Origin of the sequence: Flavobacterium procerum (genome assembly GCF_042431625.1) — a bacterium.
Lineage (GTDB): Bacteria > Bacteroidota > Bacteroidia > Flavobacteriales > Flavobacteriaceae > Flavobacterium > Flavobacterium procerum.
On record NZ_JBHLYW010000003.1, the window covers coordinates 1 to 18386 of the forward strand.

An 18386-nucleotide genomic window follows, 5' to 3' on the forward strand; every position below is an offset into this window, starting at 1 on the left:
TTCTTTTCTTTTCTTTCTCGTTTACCTACATGCTTTTTGATGGTACTGCGATTGGTTATATCATTACCTCACATGATTTTTATTTTGTTGGAGGATTGATTTTTGTAAACATCTTTTTCTTTTGGCTGTTTAGAACATATTCGGGAATTATAAGACATTCCTCTTATATTGATGCTATTAAACTGCTTTTTTCTCAAATGTCGGTTTTGGTGTTTTTCTTGTTCTTTAATTTGGTTTTCGAATTATATACAGGACATAAAGCATTTTTAAATACAGCTCTTTTTATAAATTTGGTTTTGTCTTTCTGTGGTTTGTTTTTATACAGAGTGATAGTTAAGCAGACATTTGAAATGTACTTTTCTGAGAAAGCAAGTACAAAACTAATCAGAACTGTTATTTATGGGACAGATGCAAATGCAATCTCTGTGGCAAATGCATTAAAATTTGAATCGCCTTCTCGTTTTAAGATTGTTGGTTTTGTGGATAAAAACAATCAGAATGCTTCTAAACGAATGCTTGACCTCCCAATTCTTATCTTAAGAAAAAAACTGCCAGCACTAATGCGTTCTGTCGCTGCGGAAGGTGTTATTATCGCTGACAAAAGTTTGACCAAAGACGAGCAGCTTATTATAGTTGATCAATGTTTGGAATTTAATTATCGTGTTTATACAGTTCCCTTGATTTCGGATTGGGAAAATCAAAAAGAGATTTCACAAAAAGTAAAAAACATACAGATTGAAGATTTGTTAGAAAGAAAACCGATCGTTCTGGACAGTAAATCTATTTCGAAACAGCTTAAAGATAAAACGATTTTAATTACAGGAGCTGCCGGTTCAATCGGAAGTGAAATCGTAAGACAGGTTTTGAATTTCAATCCTAAAAATGTAATCATACTGGATCATGCTGAGACACCGTTGCATAATTTATGTTTAGAGATTCAGAATATGAATTTGTCAACAAAAATGGTTGCGGTAATTGCAGACGTGAGAAGTCATAAAGCGCTTGAAAAAATATTCAAAAGTTATAATCCGCATGTTGTTTTTCATGCTGCAGCTTATAAACATGTGCCATTGATGGAAGAAAATCCGGCACAAGCCATTCATACAAATATTAAAGGAACCAAAAATCTTGCAGATTTAGCCTGTAAATATCGTGTGAAGAAATTTGTAATGGTTTCTACAGACAAAGCTGTGAATCCAAGCAATGTAATGGGGGCCAGTAAACGTATTGCCGAAAAGTACGTTCAGTCATTATTTTTGAAAAATCAAAAAGAAAATGTTGAAGGAGGAACTAGATTTATTACTACGCGTTTCGGAAATGTTTTGGGCTCTAACGGATCGGTTGTTCCTTTGTTTACAAAACAAATTGCAGAGGGTGGACCAGTTACCATTACGCATCAAGATATTATCAGATATTTTATGACGATTCCAGAAGCTTGCCAATTGGTACTTGAAGCAGGTGCGATGGGGAATGGAGGCGAAATCTACATTTTTGATATGGGTAAACCTGTTCGAATTATTGATTTAGCCAAAAAGATGATTAAACTGGCAGGATTTATACCAGATAAAGAAATAAAAATAAAAATTGTTGGTCTTCGTCCTGGCGAAAAACTCTATGAAGAATTGTTGAATGACACTTCAAAAACACTTCCGACTTATCATAATAAAATCATGATTGCACAGGAAATACAGGACGAATACGAGAACCTCCATGTGGATGTAGAAGAACTAATCGGAATTGCAGATTTTTATGACAATGAAGATATAGTAGCAAAAATGAAAAAAATTGTTCCCGAGTTTAAAAGTATGAACTCAACTTTTGAAGTTCTTGATAAATAAATTATATATTTGGACAAAATTTAAATAGTAGAAAAAGGTGTTTTTTAAACGCCTTTTTCCATTTTTAGAAATTTCTTTAAAAGGTAAAAATCTTGTTAAATCCAGTGTTTCTCGAGTTTTATTCTTTGAATTCTAAAAGACTATTTTGCAAAATTATGTAATCAAAAACAAATGAACCCTACCCCCGATTCTAAAGAATGGTTGTTTGAAATAACGCCGAAAAATAAATTTTTATCTCTGAATTTTAAAGAAATTTGGCAGTATCGAGATTTACTAATGCTTTTCGTAAAAAGAGATATAATTACTGTTTATAAGCAAACAGTTTTGGGGCCTCTCTGGTATTTAATTCAACCTCTTTTTACGTCGATAACTTTTACAATAATATTTAATAATGTTGCAGGAATTAAGACAGGGACTATACCTCCTTTTTTATTCAATTTAGGGAGTATTATGGTTTGGAATTATTTTACTGCTTGTTTAACTGGTACTTCAGACACTTTTAAATCTAATGCCAGCATATTCGGAAAAGTATATTTTCCAAGAATTATCACTCCTCTATCTATAGTTATTTCGAATTTACTCAAATTTGGAATTCAGTTTGGTATTTTTATAGCATTCTATCTTTTTTATTATTTAAGAGGATCTAATTTAAGCTTAAATATATCGTTATTGTTTTTTCCTGTTTTGATTGCGTTTATGGGAATTTTAGGATTAGGATTAGGCATGGTAATTTCTTCAATGGTTACAAAATATCGAGATCTGAATAATCTAGTAGGTTTTGGAGTTCAATTGCTGATGTATATATCTGCAGTAATGTATCCGATGGAATTAATAAAGCAAAAATTACCCAATTTAGGATGGATTGTAGAATACAATCCATTGGCTTATGTTATAGAGACTTCACGTTATATGCTTTTAAATATTGGTGACATTTCATTTCTAGGTCTAACTTACGCAATGATAGTAACTTTGGTTATTTTCTTTTCTGGATTATTAGTTTTTAATAGAACAGAAAAAAGTTTCATAGATACTGTATAATTGACTTCGAAAAAGATTTTTTAAATGAAAGATATAATTTTAAAAGCTGAAAATATTTCTAAACAATATCGTTTAGGGCAGGTTGGAACTGGAACTTTGAGACATGATATAAACCGATGGTGGTATAAAATTCGAGGGAAGGAAAATCCATATCTAAAAATTGGTGATACTAATGACCGTTCTACAAAAGGAACTTCAGATTATGTTTGGGCACTGCAAGATATTAATTTCGAAGTAGAACGGGGAGAAGTTTTAGGAATCATTGGTAAGAATGGTGCAGGAAAATCAACCCTTTTAAAAATACTTTCTAAAGTTACAGCACCAACAACAGGAAGCATAAAATCTCGAGGGCGTATCGCTTCTTTGTTAGAAGTTGGTACAGGGTTTAATGGCGAAATGACTGGTCGAGAAAATATATTTCTTAATGGAGCCATTTTAGGAATGACCAAGAAAGAAATCGCTTCGAAATTGGATGAAATCATTGAGTTTTCTGGTTGCGAACGTTATATCGATACTCCAGTAAAAAGATATAGCTCTGGAATGACAGTTCGTTTGGCATTTGCCGTTGCGGCTTTTTTGGAGCCTGAAATTTTGGTTGTCGATGAGGTTTTGGCAGTTGGCGATGCAGAGTTTCAAAAGAAGGCGATTGGTAAGATGCAGGATATTTCACGTGGAGAAGGGAGAACAGTTTTGTTTGTTAGCCATAATATGGCAGCTGTTAAAAGTTTATGTACAAAAGGAATAGTTTTGGAATATGGCAAGATAAAGTTTGTTGGCGATATTGACAGTAGTATAGAATATTATTTGAGCTCTAATTTTAATAAATCAGCTGATTTAATTGTTGATAGAATTGATAGAAAAGGATTAGGAAACTTTCAAATTGTCGATATTAAAAAACTTACAAGTGCTAGAAATGAAAGTGAAATTTATTTAAGTGGTGATACTATAATATTTGAAATTAAAATTCGAAATCATAATAAAATTAAAATAGAAAATTTAAGGTTAGATTTTGGTTTAAACGATTCCAATGATGTAAGAATTTCATGGTTTAGCACTTCTTTATTTGAAAAAAAATACATTTTTGATGAGTTAGAAGATATAGTTATAAAGATGGAAATTAATGAAATTCCTTTGACTACAGGTATATATTCTTTGACTTCAAATTTAATTGTAAACAATCAAAATGAGGACTGGCTACCTAATGCTGTTAGTTTTGAGATTGAGAATGGAGACTTTTTTAAAACGGGTAAAGCAATAATAGAAAAACAAGGAAGTTTTTTAATAAAACATAATTTTACATCATGAGTATACTATCTAAGCTAAAATACTTTATAAAAAATAGCAATAAAAAAAATCTAGAACTAAATAATCATTCCAAAAAATCTGATGATGTGTATTCAATGGCAATTCTTCAACCTCTTTTAGAAGATTTACCTTATTTGCCATTTAATGGAGGAGCGTTAAGACCGGTTTGCATAACTTATATTTTAAATGAGATTATAATTAATCAACGTAAAATGATTTTGGAGTTTGGTTCAGGGTTATCAACTCTGCTAATGGCTAGATTAATCAAAAGAAATAATATAAACGCTAAAATTTATTCAGTCGAACATAATCAATCGTGGGCAGCAATTATAGAAGACTATTTAAAAAAAGAGAACCTTTTAGAGTTTGTAACTATTATTAGAGCCGATTTAAAAGAGATTGGTACATCATCATTTGGAAACTTAAATTGGTATGATTTAAATGCTATATCAAGTGTCATTAATAACGAAAAATTTGATTTAATAATTGTTGATGGCCCACCGGCGAATACCGAAAAGATAAAATTTTCAAGATTCCCAGCATTTGAATCTTTATCAAATAATTTCGCAAATGATTTTTGTTTATTATTAGATGACGCAAACAGAGAGGGAGAGAAAGAAATTATAAAGTTTTATAGAAATAAAAATAAGGAAATATACTTTTCTGTAGTAAGTAACACGCTGGCTGTATTTAGAACATCTACTGGCTTTAATCCAATTCCAATTCATTATTAAACTAAACGAATGAAAATTGCTGTATACACTGCTATTTTTGGAGATAAAGATATTTTAAATCCTGTTCTTAATTTTAATAGTGATGACAATATCGACTATTTTTTGATAACAGATAATTTTGAAGGGAATATTGACAACTATAAGATTATACTTAAAAAACCTCTGTACAATGATGTAACGAAGAATGCAAGGTTTTATAAAGTTATGGGTTTAGACCTGTTTGAAAATTATGATTTTGTTATTTGGCATGATGCAAACTTGCAAATATTGCATAATGAAATGCTTAATATCGTTAATTGTGTTAAAGATAAACCCGTTGCATTTTTTAAGCATTCTGAAAGAAATTGTATTTATGATGAAGCGATAAGATGTATTGAACTAAAGAAAGACTATCCTTTGGTAATCTTTAAGCAGGTTTTAGGATACTTTTTTAAAGGATTGAAAAATGAAGTAGGGCTTTACGATACCTCATTGTTTGTGAAAAATGTTAAATTAATCGATAATAGGTTTTTAAAATTATGGTGGCATGAAATAAGGTATAAATCAAGAAGAGACCAACTTTCTTTACCATATGCTTTAAAAAAAAATAATATTAATCCAGCAATTATACAAGGTCATAGAACAGAAAATAGATATTCATTATTCTACGATCACAAACACAGAAATTATAATTTTTTATCTACAGGGCAACCTAAGAAATTTAGTGTTAAATTAAGAAAGATTGCGATTCATCTTATCATAAGGATAAAAAGAATAAATGAAAAGTCAAGTATTATTTAATACTCTATAATTATTTGTCAGGATGCAAAAAAAAATTTATGTTGTTATAGTAACTTATAATGCTATGGAGTGGATTTCTAAGTGCTTAGAAAGCGTCATGCCATATAATATAATTCTAATTGATAATGTTTCAACCGATGAAACTCTTCTTTTTGTAGAAGAGCATTTTTCAAATGTTACTATATTGAAACAAGATAAAAATTTAGGTTTTGGTAAAGCAAATAATTTAGGAATTAAAAAAGCTTATGAAGAGGGAGCCGATTATGTTTTTTTGCTAAACCAAGATGCTTGGGTCGAACCTGATACAATATCAAATTTAGTAAAAGCTCACCAAAATCATCCAGAGTATGGTATTGTAAGTCCTATGCACCTTAATGGGAAAGGAGATGCACTAGATTATAATTTTTCCAATTATATAAATCCTTCAAAATGTAAAAATCTATATTCAGATATTTTTTTAAATAAAACATTAGAAGGAATATATGAAACTGATTTTGCAAATGCAGCAGCATGGTTACTTTCTAAAAACTGTATAGAAATAGTTGGCGGGTTTAATCCATCTTTTTTTCATTATGGAGAAGATCTTAATTATATTCAAAGATTAAAATATCATGGACTTAAAACGGGTGTTTTACCAACTTCTATAATTTACCATGATAGAGAATATAGGGAACCAAACAAATATTTTAGAGATGTAAATATAGTTTATAATCGTTCATTAATACTTGAATATTCAAATCCTTTTGAAACTAAAACGTTTAATAAAGAGTATTATAAGCACATAAAAAAAATATTTAAAGCTCTGTTCTTTTTTAATTTTTATCAATTAAAACAAAGTTTTTTCAGAATTAAAATATTGAACAATTTGGATAAAAAACAAATAATTAGAAATAGGGCAGAGTCCAGAAAAACTAACAACTCTTTTATAAACTAGTTTAATGATTCCTTTAATTTCTATCATAATTCCGGCTTATAACAGGGCACATGTCATACATGGAACTTTAAAAAGTATCTGTGCACAATCTTATCAAAACTGGGAATGTATAGTGGTGGATGACGGTTCGTTAGACGATACTAAAAATTTGGTAGATAAATTTGTAGAAAAAGACAGCCGTTTCCAATTTTACAGCAGGCCTTTAGATCGCTTAAAAGGAGCAAATGCCTGTAGAAATTTCGGGTTGGAGAAGAGTAAAGGCGAATATGTCATGTTTTTGGATTCGGATGATATTTGTGAGCCTTTTTGTTTGGAGGAAAGAATTGATATAGTTGCCAATAATTTATCCATAGATTTGTTAGTTAGAGATACTGCCTTTCTTATTGATGACGTAAAAAAAGCATTTTCTATTAATAAAGATCCAGAGATAAACAACAGCGAAAATTATTTAAGCATGTTTTTAAGCTATAAAATTCCTTGGCCAATTATGGCGTGTTTATATAAAAAAAGCAGTATTGGGAGTTGTAGATTTGATGAAAATTTAAAGCGTTTTCAGGATTTAAGTTTTAATATAAAAGTACTTTCGCAGCCTGAAAGGGTAAAGATATATAGGGATTTTAAAATCGATAATTATTATAGAGACGATAAGCAAAAGATTTTTAGTCCCGATTTTATTAAGAATATTTACGAATCACTTATTGTTTTTCATGAAATTCACAGGGGTTTATTAAAAACTAAAAATTATAAACTTGATTTTAGGAAATTTATCAGTAAAATTATTTTACAGTTTATAATGCCCTATTTTTATCAAAACAAGAAAGAATCTAATAAATTTCTTTTCTGGACAATTAAATCGAATATTTTTGCAGCAAATCAAAAATGCGCCGTGATAATGATGCTATTTTTCTTAAATACTGGATTATTTAAAATGCAAGGGATTGGCATGAACAAACTTAGAAATAGATTTAAAATAATTGCGAATTAATTTGATAGGACGAGTGTTAGAAAAAACTTTAATTTCTGTTATTGTACCTTGCTACAATCAAGCACATTTCTTATCGGAAACATTGCAATCTGTTTTAGATCAAACTTTCGAAAATTGGGAATGCATCATTGTTAATGACGGCAGTCCGGATAATACAGAGGAGATAGCTCAGGAATGGTGCGGTAAAGATCATCGTTTTAAATATTTGAAAAAAGAAAACGGAGGTCTGTCCAGTGCAAGAAATGCTGGAATTACGATTAGTAAAGGAAAATATATCCTACCGCTTGATTCAGATGATAAAATTCATTTTACATTCCTAGAAAAGATAAGTCAGGCTTTTATTAAAAATACAGATTTAAAGCTGGTGACCTCAAAAATAAAGTTTTTTGGAGTCGCTAATAATGAGATGAAACTGCCAGATTATAGGTATCAGAAATTGTTGGTACGAAACTGTTTTGTTTGCTGTTCTTGTTTTGAAAAAAAGGAATGGGAGAGGGTAAATGGGTATGATGAAAGCATGAAGTCATTTGAAGATTGGGAGTTTTGGATTAGAATTCTCAATGAAAACAGCCAAGTGTATAAAATTCCAGAATTTATGTTTTTTTACAGAAAGCATGAATTAGGCAGCATGAGCAATAAATTTGTAAGGGATCCTGATTTTTACTTCGGATTATACGATTACGTGTATGAGAAACATAAGGCAATTTATAAAAAACATTTTCCAAATCCGATTATGGCTTATAATGAGAATTTGATTTTAAAAGAATTCAACGAAAAAGTCAAAAAGAATATTCTATTTAAATTGTTAGTGAAAATCAAGAGCAGATTATGAAAATTAGTGTAGTAATTAGAACTAAAAATCAGGAGAAAGCACTTGATTTTCTACTGAAAAATTTAAAACAAAGGTATGCTCAGGATATTGATGAGGTTGTTGTTTTGGACAATCTATCTGTAGACAACAGCCGTAAAATAGCTGAACAGTACGAAGCTAGATTTGTTTCAATAGAAAACTTCAGTTATGGAGGTAGTGCCAATATAGGAGCTTCATCTGCATCAAACGAAATTGTGGTTATATTTAGTGCACATTCCTATCCGGTGAGTCCTGACTTTTTTAAGGTAATCAAACAAAAATTTGAAGAAAATGCAAATTTAGCAGGCGTGAGATGCCTTCATTCAACAAATGATTATAAGAATTATATCTTAGGTATTGATGCAGTTACTGATCCTAATAAATCGGGTCTGATTTTTTCTGGTTCAGCTTTAAAAAAAGAAATATGGAAAATTATTCCGTTTAACGAAAATGTGCCAACTTTTGAAGATAAAGATTGGACCAAAAGAGTATTAAAAGCAGGCTATGCAATTGATTTTGCTCCAGTAGTTTTTAATTACGAAATAAAAAGAACAACTGCCCAAGATTATTTCCGATTTACAAGAGATGTGCTTGGAAATTATCAGATTTGGCATCAGGAAGATTCTGGACTTTCAATTCTAAAAGGATTTGTAATGTCTTTAATCAGAATATTTAAACAATCTTTCATACAAGTGTATTACGCCTTTAAAAGAATGTTTTTTATGATTCGATTTAAATTTAATAAACCAAAAAAGTTCGATTATTAATGAGAATCATTTTTTTGTATTGGTGTTCTTTAAACCGAGAAGACAAAAGAGATAATTACGGCGATGTATTATCAAAGTACATAGTCAAAAAGCTTAGTAAGTCTTTTGTAATTAAGGTTAAATATCCTTCATCGCGATTTTATAATTTTTTTGTGAAAAACTACAGCGTTATAGGTAGTATCATAACAGCGGCAAGTGTGAACACAATTGTTTGGGGAAGCGGTATCATAAAGAAAAATGAGAACATCAGAAAAGCTAAGTTTTTAGCAGTAAGAGGTCCACGTACTAGAAAACGAATAATGGAGTTAGGATATGAAGTGCCCGAAGTTTATGGCGATCCCGCAATTTTACTTCCTGTCTTATTTGAAAATAAAACAGTAAAGAAATTCGAAATCGGAATTATACCGCATTATGTTGATTATGAAGAAGTAAAAGAGTTTTATAAAAATGATTCCAGAATAAAAGTAATTGATTTACTGACTTCTGATGTTGAACAGACAACCGTCGAAATTTTAGAATGTGAACAAATTGTAGCATCGTCCTTGCATGGTGTTATAGTTTCGCAGGCTTATAATATTCCAGCTTTATGGGTTAAATTTTCAGACAAATTATCAGGAGATAATGTCAAGTTTTACGATTATTTTGAGTCGCTGAATATTCAATATAATAAAGAGTTTTCGTATAACGTAAGCGATTTAACGTATGAGCAGATAAAGATTTTGTTGTCTGCCGAGAAAGAGATTTTGCTTCCTAAAGAAGAAATCGTTTCTCTTAGAAGACGAGAATTACTAAACGCTTGTCCTTTTAACAAATGAGAGTAGGTGATAATCCGGTAAGAGATCAACAAATTCAAAAAAATGATGCTTTTCATAGAGTTATCATTCCGTTGTATATTCCTAATGAAGAAGGATATTATGCAGATGCTTTCCAGATTTTTAAATATTGTTTATTATCGGTAAAAAAAACAAGTTCTTCTTTTATTAAGATATCTGTAGTGAGTAATGGTAGCTGTGCAACGGTTAATGAAAAATTAGCGGTTCTTTTTAATGAAAATGCTATTGATGAATTAATTATAGAAAAAAGCTCAATCGGTAAAATCAATAGTATCTTAAAAGCGCTTCGAACCGCAGATGAGCGTTTGATTACAGTGACCGATGCCGATGTTTTGTTTGATAATAGTTGGGAAAAGGCAGTTTTGGAAGTTTTTAAAGCCTTCCCGAAAGCTGGTTCGGTAAGTCCAGTGCCGGTTTTTCGAACTCATTTTAGGCATACAGGCAATATTTGGATGAATCATTTTTTTTCGAAAAAAATATATTTTAGACCAGTAAAAAATCCAGAAGGATTAACTGCATTTGCAAAAAGCATTGGTTGGTCACGATTAGATTTAAAGTTTAAAGATGTAATAGGAACAGTAAAAGCCAACGATACGACTGCTGTTTTAGGATGCTCACATTTTGTGGTTACATACAAACGCGAAGTTTTTAATGAGTCGCCTAAAAAAAACAGTGAATATTTGTTAGGCGGAAACAGTGAACATTTATATCTGGATGTGCCGGTTTTGAAAATGGGAGGTTATCGTCTTGCGACTTACGATAATTATGCTTTTCATATGGGAAACAGTTTAGAGCCGTGGATGAAAGATGTTTATGATAAGTTAAAAACGAATGAAAAACAGGCTTTAGATCATCGTTTTTTAAAGACTCTCAAAAAGAATAGTCTGGAATATTTTGTAGGCGAAAAAATTTTCAGAAAAATTATCGGTATAAAAAAGATTCAAAGATTCATTCTTAAGTATAAAGGACTGAACAGCGAACAAATTAAAAATTTTACAAGTTGATATCAATTGTTTTGACCAATCGAAATCGCGATTTAAACATTGTGAAAAAATGTTTAGATTCGCTCAAAAATCAATCTAATGATAGATTCGAATTGTTTTTTGTAGATTACGGTTCTGATGAAAACTATTTTATCGGTTTGAAAGAATTGCTGCATTCTTACCCGAAAATAAATTTTATTGACTGTCCAGTTTCAGGGCAGCTTTGGAATAAGTGCAGAGCTATTAATATTGCTCTTAAAAAATGTAAAACTGACTTTTTTTTCGTTGGAGATATAGACATGATTTATCATCCTGATTTTGTAAACAGACTTTATGAACTAAAAGAAGAGAATACTGCTAGATATTTTCAGGTAGGTTTTTTAGATAAAAATCAAAGTGATAAAAACGGTTCGTTTGAAGCGTATCAAATTAGTTTTAATTCAACTGATAATGCGACAGGAATGACGTTGTACCCAACAGAATTGCTTAAACAGATAAACGGATTTGATGAGTTTTATCATGGATGGGGGTCAGAAGATACAGATGTACATATCAGATTGAAAAATCTTGGAATACCCGTTGAGTATTATGATAGAGAAATTTTGATGTTGCATCAATGGCATCCTAAATTATATCGCTCAGTACACAATAAAGCTGCTTTTCACAGTTCACTGGAAAAAATTAATTCGAGATATCTTATACAAACGCAGGAATTAAAAAAAACAAAAGCCAATCTTAATTTCGATTGGGGTATAATTCCGAATAAAGAGGATTATATTGCTTTGGAGAATCCTGATGTTTTTATTTCGATAACAAATGAAAAAGCAACAGTTGATGCTTTGCTTCGAGGTACCTTAGTAGATTTGAAAAATTCAATTGCAGAAATAGAAATTAAGATGACTGCAGATGAGGATAAAACTAAAAATCTAATTAAGAGATTTATTGGCAGAAAGTATACAGAATATTATGAATTACAAACAATAAACAATCTGCTTTTAGAAGCTATAATTTCTTTTTACAGAAATGCACCTTATCAATATTCTATAAATGAAAATAAAATTCGTTTAACAATTAAGAAATAAATGACCCCTATCAAAATATTTAAAGCTTCGACATTTACCTATACTCCTTTTGGAAACTATATTCCCGGTGATTTAGATTTTTTGTCTAAAAATAATATTATTATAGTTGATAATGTTAATGAGGCAGATGTCATAATCTCACAGAATTATAAGCACTTAAAAAAGCATTTTTGGAGATTCCTTCAGAGAAAGAAATTTTTAATTTGGACTAATGAACCAAGATTTGATACATCTTTCAAAGCCTTAAAAAAGATTTTTTTTGGATTGATAAAAATTCATTTTATGAATATTTATACGCTTGATGTATTCGTTTCCAATTTGTCTTTTACTGCAGTATTGATAAATAAAAGATTGGAGCCGATAACAAAAATAAGTCCAGAAAAAACGAAAAAGGCTGTAGTTTTAATGTCTTATTATGGAGGGGTGAATGCGCCAAAACTAATACGTGATGGCGAAAATATTGATTTAATAGCATTGAGAGCACATATCGCTACTGAAGGTCATAAATCTTCTATTATGGATATTTATGGAAAAGGATGGCCTGAGGGTATGTCTAAAGAAAATTCAAGAGCTGGCGAATGGAGGACAAGAAAACAAACTTTATTGGATCCTTATAAATTTAATCTATGTTTCGAGAATACGATTGCTTTTAATTATTTGACAGAAAAAATCTGGGATAGTATAGAAAGTTATTGCCTTCCAATTTATTATGGTGAAGGAACGAATGTTTATGAAATTTTCCCGGAAAACAGCTTTATTGACTATTCTAAATTTAATAATCCGAAAGAATTGTTTGATTACATGGAGCAAATGTCAGATAATGAGTATCTCTTACGATTAAATAAATGCATAAGTGTGTATAATTCAATAAGCGAAAAGGGGCCAGATTTGGAAAATTCAGAAAGAAGAAAGATACTCGATAAAATTGTTGAAAAGCTCTATTCTATAGTTCAAAGAAAAAACTAAAGAGAAAATGCTGGTATTGCATCTTTTCAAACCAAATAATGTCAAAGCAAAATATGATAAATCAATATAGAGAAGCGTACAAATCAATAAATAATTCGATAAGCAAAACGGAGCTAATATATCCGCTAACGAATAGAGGTTTTTTCTCAGAAATTAATAATCTTGTCCTTGCGGCTTTGTTTTGCCTAGATAATGAAATCAAGTTAAGACTTTGCACCAGAAATTGGGTTGGAGGAAACTGGAATGATTATTTTACACCTTTGCTTGAAGAATATAAGGGACTAATTCCTGTACCTAGTGATGTGTTTTCTGAAAAAAGAATTGATGTTTTTTTTAAAATGTATCATAAAAAAATAAAGGGTAGGAAGATTTTACGAGATGATATTTGGAACAAAATGAGAAGCACTTCATTTACCGAAAAACATTTTAGTTTTCCTGAGTTGGGTATTGACGGGCCTATTTTTGACGCAAAAAGACAGCTTGTTGATATATTATTGGACTACAATAAAGAAACCGCTGAAGAAATCTTTTTCATGAAAGAGAATGATAGTAATTTTGTAAAGGAAAGTTTTGGAATTCATATCAGAAGAGGTGACAAAGTAACTGGCAAAACAAAAGAAGCAGAGCTATTTGATGTTGAGCTCTATTTAGATAAAGTTCAAGAAATTAATTCGGAGATTAAAAAAATTACCATTTGCACAGACGACTACAATGTAGTAGAAAATTTTCGAGAAAAATCACCAGAATTTAGTTATTTGAGTTTCTGTGATTCAGCTAGGGCAGGTTATTTTCAGGTTCAATATAATGACACAAAAGATATTAAAAGAAAAAGAGCCGAAGTAATAGATGTTCTGAAAGATGCTAATTTATTGATAAATTCAAAAATATTCATAGGAACAAATTCAAGCAATATTTCACGTTTTGTAACCTTGATGCGAAATAATATAGATTGCTATAGCCTAGACACAGAATGGTCTCCTTTGTAAATAATAAAGAATATGAAAAAAACAGCTATAATACCGCTTCGTAAAAATTCGAAAGGAATTCCGGGTAAAAATAAAAAGAAAATGCTGGGACGTCCGCTTTTTTCTTGGGTGCTTACAGAAGCCGTTTTTTCGGAATTAGATGAGGTATATGTTTTTACGGATGACGAAGAAATAATTGCCTACATTAAAAAAGAATATTTTTGGACTCCAAAAATAAAAACGCTTTTGCGAAATGATGAGAATGCATCTGATACCGCATCAACAGAAAGTGCGATGATTGAATTTGCAACAACTGTAAACTATGATTTTGATTTGCTTTGTCTGCTTCAAGCAACCTCGCCACAAACAACGGCATTAGATATTAATAATGCCCTGAAGGAAGTCATCGGCAATAAAAAAACTTCTGCTTTAACTGTTGTAAATACCCATCGATTTATTTGGAACGAAGATGGAACACCACAGAATTATGATGTTTTCAATCGTCCGAGAAGACAAGATTTTCAAGGGCTTTTAATTGAAAACGGTGCAGTGTATTGTACAACAAAAGAAGCTTTTATAAGTTCAAAAAACAGAGTGAGTGGTACAATCGGCCTGGTTAAAATGGCAGAAGAGTCTCTTGTAGAAATTGATAGTTTGTCTGACTGGGATATTGTCGAAAAACTGCTGGCAGACCGTCAGAAGAAAAAGAAAATACATCAGCGTATTGAATATTTGATTCTCGATGTTGATGGTGTTTTTACAGATGGTTGCGTTTATTATGATCAGAATGGTGAAATGGCCAAAAAATTTGATATGCGTGACGGAATGGGACTGGAAATTTTAAGACAAAACAAGGTAGAAGTCATTGTCTTAACATCAGAAAATTCTGAATTAGTTGCTCAACGAATGAAAAAATTGCAACTAAATCAAACTTTTTTAGGGGTAAAGGATAAGTTTTCGTTTTTAACACATTTTCTTTCAGAGAGAAATAGTAGTTTTGGCGCCGTTGCGTACGTAGGTGATGATGTTAATGATCTTGCCAATATATGCAGTGTAGGATGGTCATTTACCCCTGCAGACGCGGTAGATATAGTTAAAGCAAATGCTGATTATGTTTTGACTCACGCATCTGGAGCAGGTGCAATACGAGAGACTTGTGAAATTTTATTAAAGTATAATAAACGTTATGAAGGAATTTAAAAAACCTTACGTCATTGCCGAGATAGGCTGTAATCATAAGGGTGAAATGGCAATAGCCAAAGAATTAATAAAAATTGCTAAAATCTTTGGTAATGCAGATGCTGTAAAATTCCAAAAACGCAACAACAAGGAACTTCTAACAGAAGAACAGTATTATGCGCCACATCCGAATGCAAGTAATTCGTATGGAGATACTTATGGTGCGCACAGAGAATTTTTAGAATTTAATGCAGCGCAACACGCAGAACTAAAAGCATATTGTGAAGAAATCGGAATTGTTTACTCAACTTCGGTTTGGGACACTACATCGGCAAAAGAAATCGCAGCATTGAATCCAGAATTTATTAAAATCCCTTCTGCTTGTAATAATAATTTTGAAATGTTGGGTTGGCTATGTGAAAATTATTCTGGCGAAATCCATATTTCAACTGGAATGACAACTAAAGGTGAGACTGATATTTTGGTAGATTTCTTTACATCAAAAGGAAGAAACAAAGATTTGGTTTTATACAATTGTACTTCTGGATATCCTGTTCCGTTTGAGGATGTTTGTCTGTTGGATATCAACCTGCTGAGACAAAAATACGAAGACAAAGTAAAACATATTGGTTTTTCAGGTCATCATTTAGGAATTGCCGTCGACATTGCTGCTTATACTCTTGGAGCCAATATAATAGAAAGACATTATACAATTGACAGAACTTGGAAAGGCACTGATCATGCAGCTTCTCTTGAGCCAATGGGGTTAAGAAAACTGACACGTGATCTTTCGGCTGTTTATGAGGCATTGACTTACAAGACTTCTGATATTTTGCCAATTGAACAAGTGCAAAGAGATAAACTGAAAAATAAAAAGGTATAATTCTGTATGTTGTCAGGCAAAATCAGACTTTTTTGGTGGAATGAAAGAATTATTCAGGGTAAATCTCATGAAAACTATGGTGATGTTCTCGGAAAATACCTTGTAGAAAAAATATCGGATAAGAAAGTTGTTTTTGCCTGGCCAAAGAAATTTTCTTTTTTAGATTGGTTTGCACCTATTTATGTTACTGTTGGAAGTATTTTGGCCAACGTAAACGAAAAATGTATTGTTTGGGGAAGTGGTATTATTGATCAAAGAAATCAAATAAAAAAAGCTGTTTTTTTGGCTGTCCGCGGACCTCAGACTAGAAAGTTCCTTTTAAATTCTGGTTACGATGTTCCAGAAGTTTATGGAGATCCGGCACTTTTGTTGCCACGATATTTTAATCCAAAAATCGAAAAAAAATACAAATACGGCTTTGTACCTCATTATAATGATTACAAACAGGTAAAAGACTGGTTTGCCAATAATGAGGAAGTATTACTGATCGATATGATGACAAACGACATCGAATCGAAAACAGTTGAATTTTTACAATGTGAAAAAATTATTTCATCTTCGCTCCATGGCGTAATTATAGCACATGCGTATAATATTCCTGCAGTTTGGCAAAAATTTTCAAACAAAGTTTTTGGTGATGACATAAAGTATCAAGATTATTTTGAATCTGTTGAAATGCCATTTTATAAACCTCAAATCAAATCAGAAGTTTATACAGAGATTGAAATGAAAAATCTTTTTGAAGAATTGCCAAGTTTGCCTCAAAAAGAAAAAATCATTGAATTATGTGACGGACTTATGAGAGTTTGTCCTTTTAAATAAAACTGTTGCTAAGTCTATCCCAAGTCTATTAAAATTTTAAATGAAAAAGAACATCTTTATTTTTCTGCCTGACGGCGTCGGGCTTCGTAATTTTGCTTTAACAGCCTTTAAAAGCATCGGAGAAAACAACAACTACGATATTACCTATTGGAATAATACTCCTTTTTCAATTTCAGAAAAATTAGGTTTTAAGGAAGTGAAGATTGAAGATACTTCTTTGCATCCTTTTACGACGGTCTATACGCGCGCGCGCAAACGTATGGAGTTGAATTTTTTCGACAAGAAGTTTAAAGAAACAGTTTACAATACCTACAATTTTCCGCATTCGTATAAAGGAATTAAAAATGCATTCAAGAGCCTTATGGTTGACACCCTAACGACTTTTGGATCTAATCAGAAAGGGATTGATTTCGTTCGAAATAAAATTAAAAAATTAGAACGAAGTACTCCAAAATACCAATATTGCAGAAAACAGCTCGAAACACATAAGCCCGATTTTGTCTTTTGTACCAACCAGCGTCCAACGCAGGCAATTGCACCAATTTTGGCCGCTCAGGATTTAGGAATTCCGACAGGGACTTTTATATTTTCATGGGATAATCTTCCTAAAGCAACTACACTGGTAGAAACAGATTATTATTTTGTGTGGAGCGAGCACATGAAAAAAGAGGTTTTAATGTATTGCCCTTATGTAAAAGAAAATCAGGTTTTTGTAACAGGAACGCCTCAATTTGAAAGTCATTTTGATAACAGCCTTTTGCAGACAAAAGAAGAATTTTACAAATCGCATAATTTAGATATTTCCAAAGAATACATCTGTTATTCTGGAGACGATATCGTAACATCTCCATTAGATCAATTTTATCTTGAAGATCTTGCTGTTTCGGTTAGAGAATTAAACAGTCAAGGCTATTCTTTAGGAATAATATACCGAAAATGTCCTGTAGATTTTACAGATCGATATGAGGCAGTATTAGAAAAATATAAAGATGTAATTGTGAGTATAGATCCGCTTTGGAGCCCAGTTGGCCAAAGCTGGAATGAAATTATGCCTACAAAAGAAGATTTTGCTTTACAGGCAAATGTGTGCGAACATACTGCTTTTGTTGGCAATATTGCTTCCTCTATGGTTTTTGATTTTGCAGCTCATGATAAGTCTTGTCTCTTTTTTGATTATGAACAGCCACAATTAAAAAAAGGAATTAGAGATATTGGACAAAATTATAAATACATTCATTTTAGATCAAAACCTTCTGAAGAAGCTGCTTTGTGGGTAAGAAATAAAGCCGATTTGACCGGAATCGTTAAAGATATAATTGACGGAAAACTTTCGAGTGTTAACGAAGGGAAAAAATGGTTTGATATTATTGTTGGGACAAAACCTACTCAGGCATCTGAAAATATCTGGAAAAGTTTTAATGAGATTTTAAGAAAGTAATTTT

Annotated in this window: 18 protein-coding genes; all 18 read left to right on the top strand. The window is 31.3% G+C overall.

The annotated features are described in order from the left end of the window. On the top strand, positions 1 to 1838 hold a 1838-nt coding region (locus ACFFLS_RS02125; RefSeq protein WP_379689108.1), incomplete at its 5' end, for a polysaccharide biosynthesis protein. Between the two features lie 171 nt (positions 1839 to 2009). Further along, positions 2010 to 2876 carry an ABC transporter permease gene (locus ACFFLS_RS02130; RefSeq protein WP_379683476.1) on the top strand — a complete coding sequence of 289 codons (867 nt, stop codon included), beginning with the start codon at positions 2010 to 2012 and terminating at the stop codon, positions 2874 to 2876. A 24-nt stretch (positions 2877 to 2900) separates the two neighbouring features. Beyond that, positions 2901 to 4181: an ABC transporter ATP-binding protein gene (locus ACFFLS_RS02135; RefSeq protein WP_379683475.1), complete on the top strand. Its 1281-nt coding sequence runs from the start codon at positions 2901 to 2903 to the stop codon at positions 4179 to 4181. After that, positions 4178 to 4915, top strand: a complete 738-nt coding sequence (locus ACFFLS_RS02140) for a class I SAM-dependent methyltransferase (protein ID WP_379683474.1) — start codon at positions 4178 to 4180, stop codon at positions 4913 to 4915. The genes ACFFLS_RS02135 and ACFFLS_RS02140 overlap by 4 nt, the downstream gene beginning before the upstream one ends. A 9-nt stretch (positions 4916 to 4924) precedes the next feature. Beyond that, a complete protein-coding gene (locus ACFFLS_RS02145; protein WP_379683473.1) occupies positions 4925 to 5695 on the top strand; it encodes a glycosyltransferase domain-containing protein in 771 nt (256 codons plus the stop codon). A gap of 22 nt (positions 5696 to 5717) precedes the next feature. Continuing rightward, positions 5718 to 6629: a glycosyltransferase family 2 protein gene (locus ACFFLS_RS02150; RefSeq protein ID WP_379683472.1), complete on the top strand. Its 912-nt coding sequence runs from the start codon at positions 5718 to 5720 to the stop codon at positions 6627 to 6629. A gap of 4 nt (positions 6630 to 6633) precedes the next feature. Beyond that, positions 6634 to 7614: a glycosyltransferase family 2 protein gene (locus ACFFLS_RS02155; RefSeq protein ID WP_379683471.1), complete on the top strand. Its 981-nt coding sequence runs from the start codon at positions 6634 to 6636 to the stop codon at positions 7612 to 7614. Between the two features lie 13 nt (positions 7615 to 7627). Further along, complete coding sequence (locus ACFFLS_RS02160) at positions 7628 to 8446, top strand: glycosyltransferase family 2 protein (protein WP_379689110.1); 819 nt, start codon at positions 7628 to 7630, stop codon at positions 8444 to 8446. Next, on the top strand, positions 8443 to 9231 hold the full coding sequence (locus ACFFLS_RS02165) for a glycosyltransferase family 2 protein (protein WP_379683469.1): 789 nt from the start codon (positions 8443 to 8445) through the stop codon (positions 9229 to 9231). The genes ACFFLS_RS02160 and ACFFLS_RS02165 overlap by 4 nt, the downstream gene beginning before the upstream one ends. Further along, entirely contained in the window at positions 9231 to 10046 is an 816-nt protein-coding gene (locus tag ACFFLS_RS02170; protein ID WP_379683468.1) for a polysaccharide pyruvyl transferase family protein, read from the top strand. Before ACFFLS_RS02165 ends, ACFFLS_RS02170 begins: the two co-directional genes overlap by 1 nt. Next, positions 10043 to 11068, top strand: coding sequence for a glycosyltransferase family A protein (locus tag ACFFLS_RS02175; protein WP_379683467.1), 1026 nt, complete (start codon positions 10043 to 10045; stop codon positions 11066 to 11068). The genes ACFFLS_RS02170 and ACFFLS_RS02175 overlap by 4 nt, the downstream gene beginning before the upstream one ends. 11 nt (positions 11069 to 11079) lie before the next feature. Next, entirely contained in the window at positions 11080 to 12129 is a 1050-nt protein-coding gene (locus tag ACFFLS_RS02180; protein ID WP_379689179.1) for a glycosyltransferase family 2 protein, read from the top strand. Further along, positions 12130 to 13095 carry a glycosyltransferase family 10 domain-containing protein gene (locus ACFFLS_RS02185; protein WP_379683465.1) on the top strand — a complete coding sequence of 322 codons (966 nt, stop codon included), beginning with the start codon at positions 12130 to 12132 and terminating at the stop codon, positions 13093 to 13095. 38 nt (positions 13096 to 13133) lie between these two features. Continuing rightward, complete coding sequence (locus tag ACFFLS_RS02190) at positions 13134 to 14081, top strand: O-fucosyltransferase family protein (RefSeq protein WP_379689113.1); 948 nt, start codon at positions 13134 to 13136, stop codon at positions 14079 to 14081. Between the two features lie 12 nt (positions 14082 to 14093). Next, a complete protein-coding gene (locus tag ACFFLS_RS02195; RefSeq protein ID WP_379683463.1) occupies positions 14094 to 15260 on the top strand; it encodes a cytidylyltransferase domain-containing protein in 1167 nt (388 codons plus the stop codon). After that, positions 15247 to 16122 (top strand): N-acetylneuraminate synthase family protein, encoded by an 876-nt coding sequence (locus ACFFLS_RS02200; RefSeq protein ID WP_379683462.1) that lies wholly within the window; start codon positions 15247 to 15249, stop codon positions 16120 to 16122. The genes ACFFLS_RS02195 and ACFFLS_RS02200 overlap by 14 nt, the downstream gene beginning before the upstream one ends. A gap of 6 nt (positions 16123 to 16128) precedes the next feature. Further along, positions 16129 to 16944: a polysaccharide pyruvyl transferase family protein gene (locus ACFFLS_RS02205; protein ID WP_379689115.1), complete on the top strand. Its 816-nt coding sequence runs from the start codon at positions 16129 to 16131 to the stop codon at positions 16942 to 16944. 40 nt (positions 16945 to 16984) lie between these two features. After that, entirely contained in the window at positions 16985 to 18382 is a 1398-nt protein-coding gene (locus tag ACFFLS_RS02210; RefSeq protein ID WP_379683460.1) for a glycosyltransferase family protein, read from the top strand. Positions 18383 to 18386 lie beyond the last annotated feature (4 nt).